The following is a 14,653-nucleotide window of genomic DNA, read 5'->3' on the forward strand; positions in this document are numbered from 1 at the left end:
TCAGGCCGCTTGCCTTGCGCGCCCGATTGCCGTTCCTGTGCCCGCCTCATGAAACTCCGCTTCGCCCCATCCCCCACCGGCCTGCTGCATGTCGGCAATGCCCGTATCGCGATCGCCAATTGGTGCCTGGCCCGGCACCGTGGCGGCCGCTTCCTCCTGCGCCTGGACGACACCGACACCGAACGCTCCCGCCCCGACTTCGCCCAGGCGATCGAGGAGGACCTCCGCTGGCTCGGCCTGGACTGGGACGATTTCGCCCGCCAGTCCGACCGGCTGGCCAGCTACGCCGCGGCGGCGGAGCGGCTGAAGGCCTCCGGCCACCTCTATCCCTGTCTGGAGACGGAGGAGGAACTGGCCTTCAAGCGCGAACAGCGCATCCGCCAGGGCAAGCCGCCGCTGTATGACCGCGCCGCGCTGCGCATGACGGCGGAACAGCTCGGCCGCGCCCTGGCCAATGGCAAGGTGCCGCATTGGCGCTTCAAGCTGTCCGGCGGCCAGGCGGAATGGCAGGACGGGGTGCTCGGGCGCCGCGGCGTCAAGCTCTCCTCCCTGTCGGACCCGGTGCTGATTCGCGCCGATGGCAGCTTCCTGTACACCTTCACCTCGGTGGTCGATGACCTGGAGATGGGGATCACGGACATCGTCCGCGGCGAGGACCATGTCACCAACACCGGCATCCAGCTGGATATCTTCACCGCCTTGGGCGGTGCCGCGGCGCGGCTGCGCTTCGCGCATATCCCGCTGCTGACCGACGCCGATGGCGGGCCGCTGTCCAAGCGCACCGGCAGCGTCGGCCTGCGGCAGTTGCGCCGCGACGGGGTGGAGCCGGCGGCCCTGGTGGGCTACCTGGCGGCGCTCGGCACCTCGGCGGACCCGGTGCCGGCCATGCCGGCCGATCTTGTCGCCGGCTTCGACCTCTCCCGCGTCTCCCGCTCCGCCGCGCGGTTCGACACGAAGCAACTGCTGGCGCTGAACCGGCGCTGGCTGCATGGCCTGGCCTTCGACGCGGTGCGGGACCGGCTGCCGGACGGGGCGGGGGAGGATTTCTGGCTGGCGGTGCGCGGCAACCTGGATCTGTTGCGCGAAGCCCGCGATTGGTGGGAGATTGCCACCGGCGACATCGAACCGCCGGCCGAGGCGGGCGACGCCGAATTGCTGCGGCAGGCGCTGGAAAGCCTGCCCGAGGAGCCGTGGGATGAGGCCACCTGGCCGGCCTGGACCTCTGCGCTGTCAGCCGGCACCGGCCGCAAGGGCCGGGCGCTGTACCTGCCGCTGCGCCGCGCCCTGACGGGCGAGGACCACGGTCCGGACCTGCGGGTCTTCCTTCCCTTCATCGGCCGCGACCGGGCGCAACGGCGCCTGGCGCGGGCCGCGGGCTAGAATCAGAATCATGGAATTGCACCTCCACAACAGCGCGACGCGCCGCAAGGAACGCTTCGCGCCGATCGATCCGCAGCATGTGCGGGTCTATGTCTGCGGCCCCACCGTCTATGACCTGGCGCATCTGGGCAATGCGCGGCCCAACGTGGTGTTCGACGTGCTGGTGCGGCTGCTGCGGCAGGCCTTCCCGCGCGTGACCTATGCCCGCAACATCACCGATGTCGAGGACAAGATCATCGACCGGGCGCGCGAAAGCGGCGAGGGCATCGAGGCCCTGACCGCCCGCACCACCGCCGATTTCCACCGCGACATGGCAGCGCTTGGCGTGCTGCCGCCGGATGTGGAGCCGCGCGCCACGGAAACCATCCCGGAGATGGTGGCGATGATCGAGCGCCTGATCGCCAGCGGCCACGCCTATGCGGCCGAGGGCCATGTGCTGTTCGCCGTCGCCAGCTTCCCGGCCTATGGCGCGCTGGCCGGCCGCAGCCCGGACGAGATGCTGGCCGGGGCGCGGGTGGAGGTGGCGCCCTACAAGCGCGACGCCGGGGATTTCGTGCTGTGGAAGCCTTCCGCCGCCGACCAGCCGGGCTGGGACAGCCCCTGGGGCCGCGGCCGCCCGGGCTGGCATATCGAATGCTCCGCCATGTCGGCCAAGCATCTGGGCGAGGATTTCGACATCCATGGCGGCGGCGCGGACCTGCTGTTCCCGCACCATGAGAACGAGGTGGCGCAATCGCTCTGCGCCCATCCCGGCAGCCATTTCGCCCGCTATTGGATGCACAACGGCATGCTGCTGGTGGACGGCGAGAAGATGTCCAAATCGGTGGGCAACTTCCTGACCGTGCAGGACATCCTGGCGCATGGCCCCTGGGCGGGAGAGGCGTTTCGCCTGCTGCTGCTGCGCACCCACTACCGCTCCGCGCTGGATTTCACGCAGGCGGGGCTGGAGGAGGCGCGACGGGAGCTGGACCGGATCTACCGCGCCCTGTCCAAGATGGCCGATGTGGTGGCCGATGACGGTGCCACGCCGCACCCGCTGGAGGCGCCGCCCTTCGAGCAGGCGCTGGCCGATGACCTGAACACGCCGCTGGCCCTGACCACGCTGCACCACCTGGTGGCGGCGGCGAACGATGCCCTGGCCCGCGGCGCCAGCGCGCCGCTGCCGCACCTCAAGGGGCGCATCCTGGCCTGTGGCGCGCTGCTCGGCCTGATGGGCCAGGACCCGGAGACCTGGTTCCGTGGCGACGCAGGGGACGAGGCGGCAATCCAGGCCGCCATCGCCGCGCGGCTGGCCGCCCGCCAGGCGAAGGACTGGGCGGAGGCCGACCGCATCCGCCAGGACCTCGCCCGCCAGGGCATCCTGCTGGAGGACGGGCCGCAGGGCACGAGCTGGCGCCGTGCGTGAGGCGGCCGAACGGGGGCTTGCCTTACCCCCCGGGGAAGGCCGCAAAGGGTTCGTCGGCCACGCGCCCGGAGAACCCGAAATGCCCCGCCTTGCCATCGCCACCGCCCTGTCCCTGGCCCTGACCGCGCCGGCCTTGAACGGGCCGGCCCAGGCCCAGCACGCCCATCACCCGGCCCCCGCCGCCGCGCAGGAGCCGGCCAGCAGCCGCGCCTTCCGTGAGGCCGCGGAGCGCATGCACCGGGAGATGGCCATTGCCTACACCGGCGATGCCGACCGCGACTTCGCCGCCGGCATGATCCCGCACCACCAGGGCGCGATCGAGATGGCGCAGATCCAGCTGCGCCATGGCCGTGACCCGGCGATGCGCCGCCTGGCGGAGGAGATCATCCAGGCGCAGGAGGCCGAGATCGCCCGGCTGCGCGCCTTCCTGGCCCGAACCGCGCCACGATGACGGGTGGGCGCGGGGAGGGCGGGGCGCTGCTGACGCCGGCGCCGGGGGAAAGCCCGATCGTCGTGCTGGTGCGGCCGCAGATGGCGATGAACATCGGCACCACGGCGCGGGCCATGGCCAATGGCGGGCTGTTCCACCTGCGCGTGGTGGCGCCGCGCGATGGCTGGCCGCAGCCCAACGCCTATGCCGCGGCCTCCGGCGCCGATACCATCCTGGATGCGGCGCAGGCGTTTCCGGACGTGCCCTCGGCCATCGCCGACTGCCACCGGGTGCTGGGCACCTGCCCGCGGCCGCGCCACGTCATCGTGCCGCTGCGCGACGCCCGCGCGGCGGCGGCGGATCTGCGCGAGATCAACGGCCGCGGCCTGCGCGCCGCCGTGCTGTTCGGCCCGGAACGCGCGGGGCTGGAGGCGGAGGACCTCTCCCACTGCGACACGCTGGTGCGCTACCCGCTGAACCCGCAGCACTGCTCGTTGAACCTGGCGCAGGCGGTGATGATCCTGGCCTATGAATGGTGGATGGCGGAGGAGCCGACGCCGCAGCGCGAGTTGCTGACCAACGGCACGCCGATCGCCACCAAGGGCGAGCTGGAGAACTTCCTGGGCCGGCTGGTGGATGAGCTGGACGCCGCCGGCTTCCTGCACAACCCGCCGAAGCGCCCCGGCATGGTGCGCAACCTGCGCCACTGGTTCGAGCGCGGCGAGGTGACGGTGCAGGAGCTGCGCACGCTGCACGGCATCGTCACGGAGCTGTCGCGCGGCCGGATGCAGCGCGGCCGCTTCCCGGCCGAGGATCCGCTGCCGCCCTGGCACGAGGCTTCATGATCCACCCCGACGGCACCCCGGTTCCGCCCTTGCCCGATCTGCGCTTCTGCGCGGTGGATGCGGTGGCGCTCGGGCTGGCGGGGCCGCGCCTGTCCTACATGGAGGCGGGCCATGGAGGCGGGCAGGGGGGCGCGACCATCCTGCTGCTGCACGGCATCGGCGCCAACAGCATGGGCTGGCGCTTCCTGCTGGCGGGCCTCGCCCCGCGGGCGCGGGTGATCGCCTGGAACGCGCCGGGGTATCTCCTCTCGGACGGCTTCACCGCGGCGGCGCCGGCGGCGGCGCACTATGCGGAGGCGGCGGTGGCGCTGCTGGCGGCGCTGGGCGTCGCCGGGCCGGTGCTGGTGGCCGGATCCTCCTTCGGCTCCATGCTCGGCGCCTGCCTGGCGGCGCGGCATCCGGGGCGGGTGGCGCGGCTGGCGCTGCTCGGCACCTCCCGCGGGCAGCGCTGGAAGAATGAGGCCGATCGCGCTGCGATGCTGGCGATGCGCGAGGCCAGCGTGGCGGAAGGCGGCGTGGCCCTGGCGCGGACGCGGTCGGACCGCTTGGTGGCGCCCGGCGCCGGGCCCGTGGTGCGCGGCCTGGTGCAGGGCATGGTGGCCGCGACCGATGCGCGCGGCCTGATGCAGGCGGCGCGCTGCACGGACCTCGTGGACGTGACGGTGGATTTCGCGCCGCACATCGTCGCGCCGACGCTCGCCATCACCGGGGCGGAGGATTTGGTGAACCCGCCGGAGGGTGTGGGCAGGCCGGTCGCCGCCGCCATCCCCGGCGCCCGCTTCCTGGTGCCCGAGGGGATCGGCCACCTGCCCGAGCTTGAAGCCCCGGCGCGGACGCTGGCGCTTCTCCAGGCCCATTTCTTCGGAGAATGACCATGCGCCTTGCCCGCCGGACCTTGCTCGCCACCCTCGCCGCGCCTGCCCTGCCGCCCTCGCTGGCCCGGGCGCAGGCCGATGGCTTCCCCAGCCGCCAGGTGCGCATCGTGGTGCCCTTCCCGCCGGGCGGCGGGCTGGATGCGCTGGCGCGCGCGCTGGCGGAGCAGCTGCAAGGGGCCTGGGGCCAGGCCGTGGTGGTGGACAACCGCCCCGGCGGATCCACCGTGCCGGGCACGGACATCGTCGCCAAGGCGGCGCCGGATGGCCACACGCTGCTGATCACCGCGGACAATTCCATCACCGCCAACCCGCATCTGATCCGCAGCCTGCCGCACGACCCGATGAAGGATTTGGCGCCGGTCAGCCTGCTGGTGGATGTGCACCAGATGGTGCTGGTGCACCCCTCCGTCGGCGCGCGCAGCATGGCGGAGCTGGTGCAGGCGGCGCGCGCCGCGCCGGGGCGCTTCAACTTCGGCTCCTACGGCATCGCCAGCCAGCCGCATCTCTGCTTCGCCGCGCTGATGGCGCGGGAGAAGATCGAAATGGTGCACGTGCCCTATCGCGGGCTGACTCCGGCGGTGCTGGCGACGCTTTCGGGCGAGGTGCAGATGACGCTGGCGGGCATCGCCTCCGGCGCCCGGCACATCCAGGCCGGCACGCTGCGGGCGCTGGCGGTGGGCCGGCCGACGCGCTTCGAGGCGTTGCCGGAGGTGCCGACGCTGGCGGAGGCGGGCTTCGACTATATCGATCCGCGCACCTGGTTCGGCGCCTTCGCCCCGGGCGCCACGCCGCTGGCGCTGCGCGCCCGCATCCAGCGCGACATCGCCACCGCCATGGCGGCGCCCGCCGTGCGCGACCGGCATCTGGTGCCTGCCGGCTATACCGTGCATGCGGCGACGCCGGAGGCGACGGCGGCCTTCCTGCAGCGGGACCTGGCCTACAAGGCCGGGCTGATCCGCACCGCTGGAATCACCCCCGACTGAGCTTGCGGGCCAGCTTCCGCGCCAGCACGTAGCCGAGCATTCCCGCCACTGGGGATGCCGGCAGCACCAGCAGCCAGCCAAGGTGCTGGCCGCCGATGACCAGACCCAGGCCGATACCCAGCATCAGCCCGCCCACCAGGCTGCCGACCACGCCGGCCGTCAGCCCCAGCACCAGGATCTCTTCGCGCGTCACCATGGCGGGGGAGTAGGGGTGGCCCGGCGGTTTGACAAGTTGCCGGGCACCCGCCTATAGGCGCCGCACTTCCGGGAACGTGGACAGGCCTCCGGGGCCTGCGCCCGCCCTTGGCCATGCTGGCCTCGGGCCTACCGGGACAACCCGCCGCGATGCCCCCAAGGGTGCCGGCACAAGGAAGAACCGGCGACCCGCAAGGATGCCGGGCAGGAGCAGCGCATGACCAAGCGCGCGGAAAGCAAGTACAAGATCAATCGCCGTCTCGGCGTGAACCTCTGGGGTCGCGCCAAGTCCCCGATCGCCAAGCGCGAATACGGCCCCGGCCAGCACGGGCAGCGCCGCAAGCAGAAGCCGACCGACTTCGGCGTGCAGCTGATGGCGAAGCAGAAGCTGAAGGGCTACTACGGCAACATCGGCGAGAAGCAGTTCCGCAAGTACTACGAGGAAGCCGTGCGCCGGAAGGGCGACACCTCGGAGAACCTGATCGAGCTGCTGGAGCGCCGGCTGGACACCATCATCTACCGCATGAAGCTGGCGGTGACGCCCTTCGCCGCGCGCCAGTTCGTCAACCACGGCCATGTGCTGATCAACGGCAAGCGCCTGAACATCCCGTCCTACCTGGTGAAGGACACGGATGTGATCGAGGTGAAGGACAAGTCCAAGCAGCTGACCTGCGTGCTGGATGCCGCGCAGTCCGGCGAGCGCGACGTGCCGGAATACATCGAGGTGGACCACCGCGCGATGCGCGGCCGGATCCTGCGGGCGCCGAAGCTGTCGGACGTGCCCTATCCGGTGCAGATGGAACCGAACCTCGTGGTCGAGTTCTACTCGCGCTGATCGGTCGGGCTCTGGCCCCCGGCAAAGCGCCGGTCCCGCAAGGGGCCGGCGCTTTTTTGTTGCGTACCGATTCGCCTATCGGCTCGCCCCAGACTCGCGGTAGCCTTGTCGCGTTTCCTGGAAACCAGCTCAAGAACCGAGGCGATCCCTATGTCCTGGTCGATCGACAGTGTCATGTGTGGAAACTCGTTTCTCGGCTATGTCTACCGCGCCCATGGCGGCAGCTTCGCCGCCTGGCATTGCGGGCTGCTGCAGCAGCAGAACACGGCCAAGCAGATCAATCAGCCGGGCAAGCCCTATGTCTCCCCGAAATCCGCCGAGGAGATCCTGAAGATGGCGGATGCAGATGGCTTCGTGAGTTCCGGCGCGGATGCGGGCAGCGGCCAATGCGTGGCGCTCGTCAAGGCGGCCGTGCCAGCCCTGGGTGCGACCAAGGACTGGAAGACGAAGGCATCCCGCTGGTGCAAGGCGGAGAAGGTGACGGAGACCAGCATCGCCGGCCTCGCAGCCGGGACGGTCATCGGCTACGGCTTCGATGCGGAGGGCAAATACGCCAGCCTCTCCTCCGGCAACCATGTCGCGATCCTGGTGTCCTCGACCGGGTCCAAGGCCACGATCCTGGATCAATGGAAAAGCGCGGCGAAGAAGACCGAGCAGAAGGCGAAGACGCATGTCGTCGATATCACGACGAAGGATTGGTACGTCGTGACGCTCTGCGCTTCATAGGGCCTGCTGGGCCGGTTGCTGCCCGTCACCGGCCTCGTGCCCCAGGAACAGCAGGATCTCCCGCGCCACCCGCCCCCAGACCGGTGGTTCGCCGCGGAAGCCATGGTCGGTGTCCAGCAGCACCAGGCGCGCCTTGTCCGGCAAGCCGTAGCGCTCCGGCACCTGGGCGCCGCCATAGGGGTCGCGTAGGCCCTGCATCAGCAGCAGGGGCGTGCGCAGCCGCGGCAGGTGCCGGTAGCGGTCCGGCTGGTCCGGCGGGCCCAGCGGGTGGCGGAAGGGGTAGCCGAGGCAGACCACGCCGCGAACCAACCGCCGTTCCGCCACCAGGCTGGCGATTCGGGCGCCGGAGGAGCGGCCCATCAGCACCAGGCGCCCGGGGTCCGGCGCCGCCTCCACCAGGCGCGTCAGCCAGTCCAGGCGCTCCTCAAGGCTGCGCGGCAGGGCCTGTTCCGGCGGGATGCCGGTCTCGGCGCCCTCGGATTCGACGCGATCGGCCAGGTAGGGCGGCAGGGCGGCGCGCAGCCGATGGTGGAAATCCGCGTCCTTGGGGCGTGAATCGCCGCTGAGGAAGATCAGGCGCTCCGCCGTCGGCATGGCGGGCGCGGCGGGCCGCACCACCAGCACCGCCCTGCCATGGCCGTGCCGCAGCGGGGAGGCGCCCGGCAGCCCCTCCAGGGGCAGGGGCGTCGCTGCCCCGGCCTGGATCAGCTCCAGGCCGAGGACACCGCCCCGCCATTCCAGCCGCCGGACCGGCAGGCGCAGTGCGAACAGCAGGTGGTCCGGGCTGGCCAGGAAGGGCCGCAGCGCCTTCCCCTCAACCGCCAGCAAGGCCGCCGCCGCAGAGGCTCAGGCGGTCGCCTTCGGCATCACGCCATTGTCTTCCAGCAGCGTCTGCAGCTCGCCGGACTGGAACATCTCCGTCACGATGTCGCAGCCGCCGACGAACTCGCCCTTGACGTAGAGCTGCGGGATGGTCGGCCAGTTGGCGAAGGCCTTGATGCCCTCGCGGATCTCCATGTCCTCCAGCACGTTCACGCCCTTGAAGGGCACGCCGACGTGCGACAGGATCTGCACCACCCGGGCGGAGAAGCCGCATTGCGGGAACACCGGCGTGCCCTTCATGAACAGCACAACCGGGGTGGCGGTGATCTCGCTCTGGATACGGTCGAAGGTGGGGTTGCTCATCGTGGCGGGTCCCTGGTCGGAAGCGGGTTCACTCGGGGGCTGAAGTCTGCAGCGCCAGGGCGTGCAGCGCACCCCCCATCCGGCCCTGCAGGGCGGCATAGACAAGCTGGTGCTGCTTGACGCGGCTGATGCCCTTGAAGGCGGAGGACACCACGGTGGCGGCGTAATGGTCGCCATCGCCGGCCAGGTCCTCGATCGTCACCTGGGCATCGGGCAGCGCCGCCTTGATCAGCGCCGCGATCTCCGCCTGCTCCATCGCCATCAGCCCGCATCCCCCTGCATCAGCGCCGGCAGCGTCGCCTCATGCGCCGCGACCAGCCTGGCCACGGATATGGAGGAGCCATCGGCCAGAACCAAGTCCCCGCCGCCACTGCAGCCGAGCGCCAGGGCCGGCACGCCGGCCGCCGCCGCGGCGGCCAGCAGCGCCGCGCCATCGGCCACCGCCAGCACGTAGCGGCCCTGGTCCTCGCCGAACCACCAGCCATGCGGCGCGATGCCGGCCGGCGGCGCGGCCAGGGTGGCGCCGGTGGCGCCGCCCATGGCCATTTCCGCCACCGTCACCAGCAGCCCGCCATCGGCGCAGTCGTGGCAGGCGGCGACGGCGCCGGAGAGGATCTGCGCGCGGACGAAATCGCCGTGCCGCCGTTCCGCCGCCAGATCCACCGGCGGCGGCGCGCCTTCCTCCCGCCCCGCGATCTCGCGCAGCCAGAGCGACTGGCCGAGCCAGCCGGCGGTGGCGCCGACCAGCACCAGGTCCAGCCCCGGGCGCAGCGCGAGGCCGACCGCCTGGGCCGCATCCTCCAGCACGCCGACGCCGCCGATGGCCGGGGTGGGCAGGATGCCGCGGCCCTGGGTTTCGTTGTAGAGCGAGACATTGCCGCTCACGACCGGGAAATCCAGCGCCAGGCAGGCGGCGGCCATGCCGCGCACGGCACTGGCGAACTGGCCCATGATCTCGGGCTTTTCGGGGTTGCCGAAGTTCATGTTGTCGGTGATGGCCAGCGGCCGGGCGCCCACGGCGGTCAGGTTGCGCCAGGCCTCCGCCACCGCCTGGGCGCCGCCTGCCTCCGGGTCCGCCTGGCAGTAGCGCGGCGTGCAATCCGTGGTCATCGCCAGGGCGCGGGGCAGGCCTTCCAGCTTCACCACGGCGGCATCGGCGCCGCCCGGGCGCTGCACGGTCTGGCCGCCGACGGTGCTGTCATACTGGTCCCAGATCCAGCGGCGCGAACAGAGGTCGAGGCTGCCGACCAGCTTTTCGAGCGCCGGCAGGGCCCCGATCGGGGCGTCGATATCGGCCGCGTCCAGCACGGGCTGCTTCGGCGTCTCCGCGGTCGGGCGCTGGTACAGCGGCGCCTCGGATTCCAGGGGCGCCAGGGGGATGTCGGCTTCCAGCACGCCGTGGTGGCGGATGACGATGCGGCCGGTGTCGGTCAGGTGGCCGATGACGGCGAAATCGAGTTCCCACTTGCGGAAGATCGCCTCGGCCTCGGCCTCGCGGCCGGGCTTCAGGATCATCAGCATGCGCTCCTGGGATTCGGAGAGCATCATCTCATAGGCGGTCATGCCGGCTTCGCGCTGGGGCACGTTCTCCATCACCAGCTCGATGCCGACGCCGCCCTTGCCGGCCATTTCCACGCTGCTGCTGGTCAGGCCGGCCGCGCCCATGTCCTGGATGGCGACGATCATGTCGGTGGCCATCAGCTCAAGGCAGGCCTCGATCAGCAGCTTCTCCACGAAGGGGTCGCCGATCTGGACGGTGGGGCGCTTCTCCTCGGAATCAGCGGAGAATTCGGCGCTGGCCATGGTGGCGCCGTGGATGCCGTCCCGCCCCGTCTTGGAGCCGACATAGACCACCGGATTGCCCAGCCCCGCCGCCGCCGAGAGAAAGATGCGGTCGCGCGGCGCGATGCCGACTGTCATGGCATTGACCAGCGGGTTGCCGTTGTAGGCGGAATGAAAATTCACCTCGCCGCCCACCGTCGGCACGCCGACGCAATTGCCGTAGCCGCCGATGCCGCGCACCACGCCATCGATCACCCGCTTCATCCGCGGTGCGTCGGGGTGGCCGAAGCGCAGCGCGTTGAGGTTCGCGATCGGCCGCGCCCCCATGGTGAAGACATCCCGCAGGATGCCGCCGACGCCGGTGGCGGCGCCCTGGTAGGGCTCGATGAAGGAGGGGTGGTTGTGGCTTTCCATCTTGAAGATGGCGGCCAGCCCGTCGCCAATGTCGATCACGCCGGCATTCTCACCGGGGCCATGGATCACCCAGGGCGCCTTGGTGGGCAAAGTGCGCAGCCAGTAGCGGGAGGATTTGTAGGAGCAGTGCTCCGACCACATGACGGAGAAGATGCCGAGCTCGGTCAGCGACGGCGCGCGGCCGAGGATGGCGAGCACCCGCGCGTATTCGTCCTGTTTGAGGCCGAACTCGGCGGCAAGCTGGGCGGCGCGGTCGGCGGGCAGAAGCTGCATTGCGGCGGAGGCTCCGGGCGGCATGGGTCGCATCGTTTCGCCCCGCCGCAGGTGCCGCACGGCGCGCGGGGCAGGGGCCTCAGGCGGAGGCGAACTGGTCCAGAAGGCTGGTAAACAGCGGCAGCCCGTCCTCCCCGCCCATCAGCGGATCCACCAGATCCTCCGGATGCGGCATCAGGCCGCAGAGGCGCAGATTGGGGGAGAGGATGCCGGCGATGTTGTCGCGGGCGCCGTTGCGGTTGGCCGCAGGCGTGACCTCGCCCGCAGGGGTGCAGTAGCGGAAGGCCACCAGGCCCTCGCCGTTCAGCCGTGCCAGGGTCTCGTCATCGGCGAAGAAATTGCCGTCGCCATGCGCCATGGGGGCGCGGAACACCGCGCCCTGCTGCCAATGCGCGGTGAAGGGCGTGCCGGCGCGTTCCACCCGCATGTGGCAGTCCATGGACAGGAAGCGCAGCGCGGCGTTGCGCAGCAGCGCGCCCGGCAGCAGCCCGGCCTCGCACAGGATCTGGAAGCCGTTGCAGACGCCCAGCACATGGCCGCCGCCCGCGGCGAAGCGCTTCACCGCCTGCATCACCGGCGACTGCGCCGCCATGGCGCCGCAGCGCAGGTAGTCGCCATAGGAGAAGCCGCCGGGCAGCACCACCAGGTCGGTCCCGGCGGGCAGCTCGGTCTCCCGGTGGAACAGCAGGGCGGGCTTGCGGCCGGTCGCGCGTTCCAGCGCGATGGCCATGTCCCGCTCGCGGTTGGTTCCCGGGAAGACGACGATCGCAGCCTTCATGCCAGCACCCTCTTTCGTCTCAGCCCTGCCAGACGTTGAGCCATTGCAACCCGCCCAGCACCAGCAGCGTGGCCAGCGCCGCCAGGGCGGCCGCGGTCACCCAGCGGTCCAGGCCCTTCTTGCCGCGCGCCACCAGGCCCAGGCGCTTCTGCTTCGCCACCAGCGGCAGGCGCTGTTCGCGCCAGCGCAGCCCGGTGGCGATCAGCACTGTCAGCACCACCATGAAAAGCAGCGAGGCCTTGACCATCGCGGGCTAAGCCAGCTCCACCCGGAAGCTCTCGATCACCGTATTGGCCAGCAGGCGCCGCGCCATCGCCTCGGCCGCCGCCTGGGCCTTGGCGGGGTCGGTCTCGGCCAGTTCCAGCTCGATCACCTTGCCGGCGCGAACCTCGCCCACGCCGTCGAAGCCCAGGGATCCCAGGGCGTGGCCTATGGCCTTGCCCTGCGGGTCGAGCACGCCCGCCTTGGGCATGATGGTGACGCGTGCCTTCATTGAACCGTCTCCGGCCCCTTCATGTCCCGCACCCCGGCTTCCGGCAGGATGCCCAGGCGCTTGGCCACTTCCTGGTAGCCTTCCTCGACCTTGCCGAGGTCGCGGCGGAAGCGGTCCTTGTCCATCTTCTCGCCGGTCTTCACGTCCCACAGCCGGCAATTATCCGGGCTGATCTCATCCGCCAGGACGATCCGCATCTCGTCATTCTCGTACAGCCGGCCGAATTCCAGCTTGAAGTCGACCAGGGTGATGCCGACGCCGAGGAACAGGCCGGTGAGGAAGTCGTTCACCCGCAGCGCCAGGGCAACCATGTCGTCCAGGTCCTGCGTCGCGGCCCAGCCGAAGCAGGTGATGTGCTCCTCCGACACCATCGGGTCGCCGAGCGCATCGTTCTTGTAGTAGTATTCCAGGATGGAGCGCGGCAGGCGCGTGCCTTCCTGGATGCCCAGGCGGGTGGCCAGGCTGCCGGCCGCCACATTGCGGATGACGATCTCGAGGGGGATGATCTCCACCTCCCGGATCAGCTGTTCGCGCATGTTCAGGCGGCGGATGAAGTGGGTCGGGATGCCGATCTCGGCCAGCTTCATCATCAGGTATTCGCTGATGCGGTTGTTCAGCACGCCCTTGCCGGTGATCGTGCCCTTCTTCTGGGCATTGAAGGCGGTGGCATCGTCCTTGAAATACTGCACCAGGGTGCCCGGCTCGGGGCCCTCGAACAGGATCTTGGCCTTGCCCTCGTAGAGCTGACGGCGGCGCGCCATGGTGCTGGAACTCCTCGACTGCCGCTGCCCCAGGACGGGCGCGCGGGACGACAGGCCGCGGCGGCCCGGTATGTGGCGGTGCTATAGCAGGGCGGTGGCCGGTCCGCCACGCCGGGCGCGGCGGCCTGGCCTGCCTGGCCAGCGCCATCTCAGCCAGGCAGGTCCACCGGGGCGAAGGCCGCGCGGCCGGGCGGGGCCGGGCAGAAGCGCCAGAGGCGCTGCCCCGCCGCGCCCAGCGCCAGCAGGCTGGCGCAGACCGTGCCGAAGCCCCCGGTGGGCGGCACGCGCAGCGTCTCCGCGACGCCGGCCTCGCCCTGCCGGTCATCGGCCAGCAGCGCCTCCCACCCCTGCCAGTCGCCGGCATCCGGGTCAGGCGGCGGGGCGGCGCGGAAGCGGGGCAGGTGGCGGCGGGTGCGCGGGCTGGTGGTGTCGTTCGGGTCATGCGCCGTCACCATGCTGATGCCGGGCGGCAGCGGCACGATCTGCGGCGAACCCTCGCCCAGCCCGCGCAGGAAGAAGGCGGCGCGGTGGTCCGCCACCACCAGGTTGAACGGCCGGTAGAGCCCGGCATCCAGCCGCCCGATCGCCTCGGCCGCCGCCGCCGCCGCGGCCTGCCGTGCCGCCAGCAGCGGCAGGGCGCCGCGCGAAAGCTTGCCGGGCGCCGGCCCCAGGCTGCCCGGCCGGTTCAGCACCGCCCCCAGCACGCCGGTGGCGCCGAGCGCCATCCAGGTGCCGCCGGCGCTGCGGTCGCGCCCGCCCACCGTGCCCGGCTCCTCCGGCCAATGCGCGGCGGGCGCGTCCCAGGGGCGGTCCAGCCGCTCATCCCGGTTGGCGGCGACCAGCACGGGCCAGGGGTGCCCGGGCCGGAACAACAGGATCAGCGTGCACAAGCGGGCGGGAAATCCTTCAAAAGCGGAAGTACAGACCGACCCCCGGCGCCGGGGCCGGCCGATAGTAGCGCGGTGCCGGGCGCCAATAGCGCGGCGGCGGCGCGTAGTAGACCGGCGGCGGCCCGTACCAGCCGCGGGGCGGCAGCGGCCGGTAGTGGCGCGGCGGCGGCCCGCGGAAATGCCGCGGCGGCGGCCCGCGATGGCCCTGGTGGTAACCACGCGGCTTCCAATCGACCAGCACCACGGCATCGGGTGTGGCGGCAGTGGCGGGGCTGGCGCCGGCCAGGAACAGGCCAGCGGCCAGAAGCGGCATGATCTTCTTCACGAAATGCATGACGGCAAGGCTCCTTCCCTTTCGCTTTACCTAGGAAGGAGTTGTGGCAGGACAGGGGCATTCGCGCCT

Annotated in this window: 19 protein-coding genes; 8 read left to right on the forward strand and 11 right to left on the reverse strand. The window is 71.2% G+C overall.

The annotated features are described in order from the left end of the window. Positions 1 to 48: 48 nt before the first annotated feature. From gltX to HEQ75_RS01735, 6 genes are all read left to right on the forward strand, one after another. Positions 49 to 1,380, forward strand: coding sequence for a glutamate--tRNA ligase (gene gltX / locus HEQ75_RS01710; RefSeq protein WP_168027192.1), 1,332 nt, complete (start codon positions 49 to 51; stop codon positions 1,378 to 1,380). A 10-nt stretch (positions 1,381 to 1,390) separates the two neighbouring features. Beyond that, entirely contained in the window at positions 1,391 to 2,785 is a 1,395-nt protein-coding gene (gene cysS / locus HEQ75_RS01715; RefSeq protein ID WP_209318295.1) for a cysteine--tRNA ligase, read from the forward strand. A 79-nt stretch (positions 2,786 to 2,864) separates the two neighbouring features. Continuing rightward, complete coding sequence (gene copM / locus HEQ75_RS01720) at positions 2,865 to 3,236, forward strand: CopM family metallochaperone (RefSeq protein ID WP_168027193.1); 372 nt, start codon at positions 2,865 to 2,867, stop codon at positions 3,234 to 3,236. Then, positions 3,233 to 4,060, forward strand: a complete 828-nt coding sequence (locus HEQ75_RS01725; RefSeq protein WP_168027194.1) for an RNA methyltransferase — start codon at positions 3,233 to 3,235, stop codon at positions 4,058 to 4,060. Before copM ends, HEQ75_RS01725 begins: the two co-directional genes overlap by 4 nt. Then, positions 4,057 to 4,932, forward strand: a complete 876-nt coding sequence (locus HEQ75_RS01730; RefSeq protein WP_168027195.1) for an alpha/beta fold hydrolase — start codon at positions 4,057 to 4,059, stop codon at positions 4,930 to 4,932. The genes HEQ75_RS01725 and HEQ75_RS01730 overlap by 4 nt, the downstream gene beginning before the upstream one ends. Then, entirely contained in the window at positions 4,929 to 5,918 is a 990-nt protein-coding gene (locus HEQ75_RS01735; protein WP_209318296.1) for a Bug family tripartite tricarboxylate transporter substrate binding protein, read from the forward strand. The genes HEQ75_RS01730 and HEQ75_RS01735 overlap by 4 nt, the downstream gene beginning before the upstream one ends. On the opposite strand, the gene HEQ75_RS01740 is transcribed toward HEQ75_RS01735, so the two are convergent. Continuing rightward, a complete protein-coding gene (locus HEQ75_RS01740; protein ID WP_168027196.1) occupies positions 5,905 to 6,114 on the reverse strand; it encodes a hypothetical protein in 210 nt (69 codons plus the stop codon). The genes HEQ75_RS01735 and HEQ75_RS01740 overlap by 14 nt on opposite strands. Before the next feature lie 216 nt (positions 6,115 to 6,330). On the opposite strand from HEQ75_RS01740, the gene rpsD reads away from it, so the two are divergent. Beyond that, positions 6,331 to 6,948, forward strand: a complete 618-nt coding sequence (gene rpsD / locus HEQ75_RS01745) for a 30S ribosomal protein S4 (protein ID WP_168027197.1) — start codon at positions 6,331 to 6,333, stop codon at positions 6,946 to 6,948. A gap of 150 nt (positions 6,949 to 7,098) precedes the next feature. After that, positions 7,099 to 7,674: a BPSL0067 family protein gene (locus tag HEQ75_RS01750; protein WP_168027198.1), complete on the forward strand. Its 576-nt coding sequence runs from the start codon at positions 7,099 to 7,101 to the stop codon at positions 7,672 to 7,674. Here HEQ75_RS01750 and HEQ75_RS01755 read toward each other — a convergent pair. From HEQ75_RS01755 to HEQ75_RS01800, 10 genes are all read right to left on the reverse strand, one after another. Then, positions 7,669 to 8,502, reverse strand: a complete 834-nt coding sequence (locus HEQ75_RS01755; protein WP_168027199.1) for an alpha/beta family hydrolase — start codon at positions 8,500 to 8,502, stop codon at positions 7,669 to 7,671. The two genes, HEQ75_RS01750 and HEQ75_RS01755, sit on opposite strands and share 6 nt — an antisense overlap. An 18-nt stretch (positions 8,503 to 8,520) precedes the next feature. Continuing rightward, entirely contained in the window at positions 8,521 to 8,859 is a 339-nt protein-coding gene (grxD, locus tag HEQ75_RS01760; protein WP_168027200.1) for a Grx4 family monothiol glutaredoxin, read from the reverse strand. Between the two features lie 28 nt (positions 8,860 to 8,887). Next, positions 8,888 to 9,121, reverse strand: a complete 234-nt coding sequence (locus tag HEQ75_RS01765) for a BolA family protein (RefSeq protein ID WP_168027201.1) — start codon at positions 9,119 to 9,121, stop codon at positions 8,888 to 8,890. After that, a complete protein-coding gene (gene purL / locus HEQ75_RS01770; RefSeq protein ID WP_168027202.1) occupies positions 9,121 to 11,328 on the reverse strand; it encodes a phosphoribosylformylglycinamidine synthase subunit PurL in 2,208 nt (735 codons plus the stop codon). The genes HEQ75_RS01765 and purL overlap by 1 nt, the downstream gene beginning before the upstream one ends. A 79-nt stretch (positions 11,329 to 11,407) precedes the next feature. Then, positions 11,408 to 12,106, reverse strand: a complete 699-nt coding sequence (purQ, locus tag HEQ75_RS01775; RefSeq protein WP_168027203.1) for a phosphoribosylformylglycinamidine synthase subunit PurQ — start codon at positions 12,104 to 12,106, stop codon at positions 11,408 to 11,410. 19 nt (positions 12,107 to 12,125) lie between these two features. Beyond that, positions 12,126 to 12,353, reverse strand: a complete 228-nt coding sequence (locus HEQ75_RS01780) for a hypothetical protein (protein WP_168027204.1) — start codon at positions 12,351 to 12,353, stop codon at positions 12,126 to 12,128. 6 nt (positions 12,354 to 12,359) lie between these two features. Next, positions 12,360 to 12,599 carry a phosphoribosylformylglycinamidine synthase subunit PurS gene (purS, locus tag HEQ75_RS01785; protein ID WP_168027205.1) on the reverse strand — a complete coding sequence of 80 codons (240 nt, stop codon included), beginning with the start codon at positions 12,597 to 12,599 and terminating at the stop codon, positions 12,360 to 12,362. Next, entirely contained in the window at positions 12,596 to 13,360 is a 765-nt protein-coding gene (purC, locus tag HEQ75_RS01790; RefSeq protein WP_168027206.1) for a phosphoribosylaminoimidazolesuccinocarboxamide synthase, read from the reverse strand. Before purC ends, purS begins: the two co-directional genes overlap by 4 nt. Positions 13,361 to 13,509: 149 nt before the next feature. Further along, positions 13,510 to 14,250, reverse strand: a complete 741-nt coding sequence (locus HEQ75_RS01795) for an NRDE family protein (protein ID WP_168027207.1) — start codon at positions 14,248 to 14,250, stop codon at positions 13,510 to 13,512. 16 nt (positions 14,251 to 14,266) lie between these two features. Next, complete coding sequence (locus HEQ75_RS01800) at positions 14,267 to 14,584, reverse strand: hypothetical protein (protein ID WP_168027208.1); 318 nt, start codon at positions 14,582 to 14,584, stop codon at positions 14,267 to 14,269. Positions 14,585 to 14,653 lie beyond the last annotated feature (69 nt).

The organism is Falsiroseomonas selenitidurans (genome assembly GCF_012103215.1).
GTDB classification, from domain to species: Bacteria; Pseudomonadota; Alphaproteobacteria; order Acetobacterales; family Acetobacteraceae; genus Falsiroseomonas; species Falsiroseomonas selenitidurans.

Coding starts and splice junctions, on each gene's coding strand:
- gltX (WP_168027192.1), top strand. CDS start 49: ATGAAACTCCGCTTCGCCCCATCCCCCACCGGCCTGCTGCATGTCGGC.
- cysS (WP_209318295.1), top strand. CDS start 1,391: ATGGAATTGCACCTCCACAACAGCGCGACGCGCCGCAAGGAACGCTTC.
- copM (WP_168027193.1), top strand. CDS start 2,865: ATGCCCCGCCTTGCCATCGCCACCGCCCTGTCCCTGGCCCTGACCGCG.
- HEQ75_RS01725 (WP_168027194.1), top strand. CDS start 3,233: ATGACGGGTGGGCGCGGGGAGGGCGGGGCGCTGCTGACGCCGGCGCCG.
- HEQ75_RS01730 (WP_168027195.1), top strand. CDS start 4,057: ATGATCCACCCCGACGGCACCCCGGTTCCGCCCTTGCCCGATCTGCGC.
- HEQ75_RS01735 (WP_209318296.1), top strand. CDS start 4,929: ATGACCATGCGCCTTGCCCGCCGGACCTTGCTCGCCACCCTCGCCGCG.
- HEQ75_RS01740 (WP_168027196.1), bottom strand. CDS start 6,114: ATGGTGACGCGCGAAGAGATCCTGGTGCTGGGGCTGACGGCCGGCGTG.
- rpsD (WP_168027197.1), top strand. CDS start 6,331: ATGACCAAGCGCGCGGAAAGCAAGTACAAGATCAATCGCCGTCTCGGC.
- HEQ75_RS01750 (WP_168027198.1), top strand. CDS start 7,099: ATGTCCTGGTCGATCGACAGTGTCATGTGTGGAAACTCGTTTCTCGGC.
- grxD (WP_168027200.1), bottom strand. CDS start 8,859: ATGAGCAACCCCACCTTCGACCGTATCCAGAGCGAGATCACCGCCACC.
- HEQ75_RS01765 (WP_168027201.1), bottom strand. CDS start 9,121: ATGGCGATGGAGCAGGCGGAGATCGCGGCGCTGATCAAGGCGGCGCTG.
- purL (WP_168027202.1), bottom strand. CDS start 11,328: ATGCAGCTTCTGCCCGCCGACCGCGCCGCCCAGCTTGCCGCCGAGTTC.
- purQ (WP_168027203.1), bottom strand. CDS start 12,106: ATGAAGGCTGCGATCGTCGTCTTCCCGGGAACCAACCGCGAGCGGGAC.
- HEQ75_RS01780 (WP_168027204.1), bottom strand. CDS start 12,353: ATGGTCAAGGCCTCGCTGCTTTTCATGGTGGTGCTGACAGTGCTGATC.
- purS (WP_168027205.1), bottom strand. CDS start 12,599: ATGAAGGCACGCGTCACCATCATGCCCAAGGCGGGCGTGCTCGACCCG.
- purC (WP_168027206.1), bottom strand. CDS start 13,360: ATGGCGCGCCGCCGTCAGCTCTACGAGGGCAAGGCCAAGATCCTGTTC.
- HEQ75_RS01800 (WP_168027208.1), bottom strand. CDS start 14,584: ATGCATTTCGTGAAGAAGATCATGCCGCTTCTGGCCGCTGGCCTGTTC.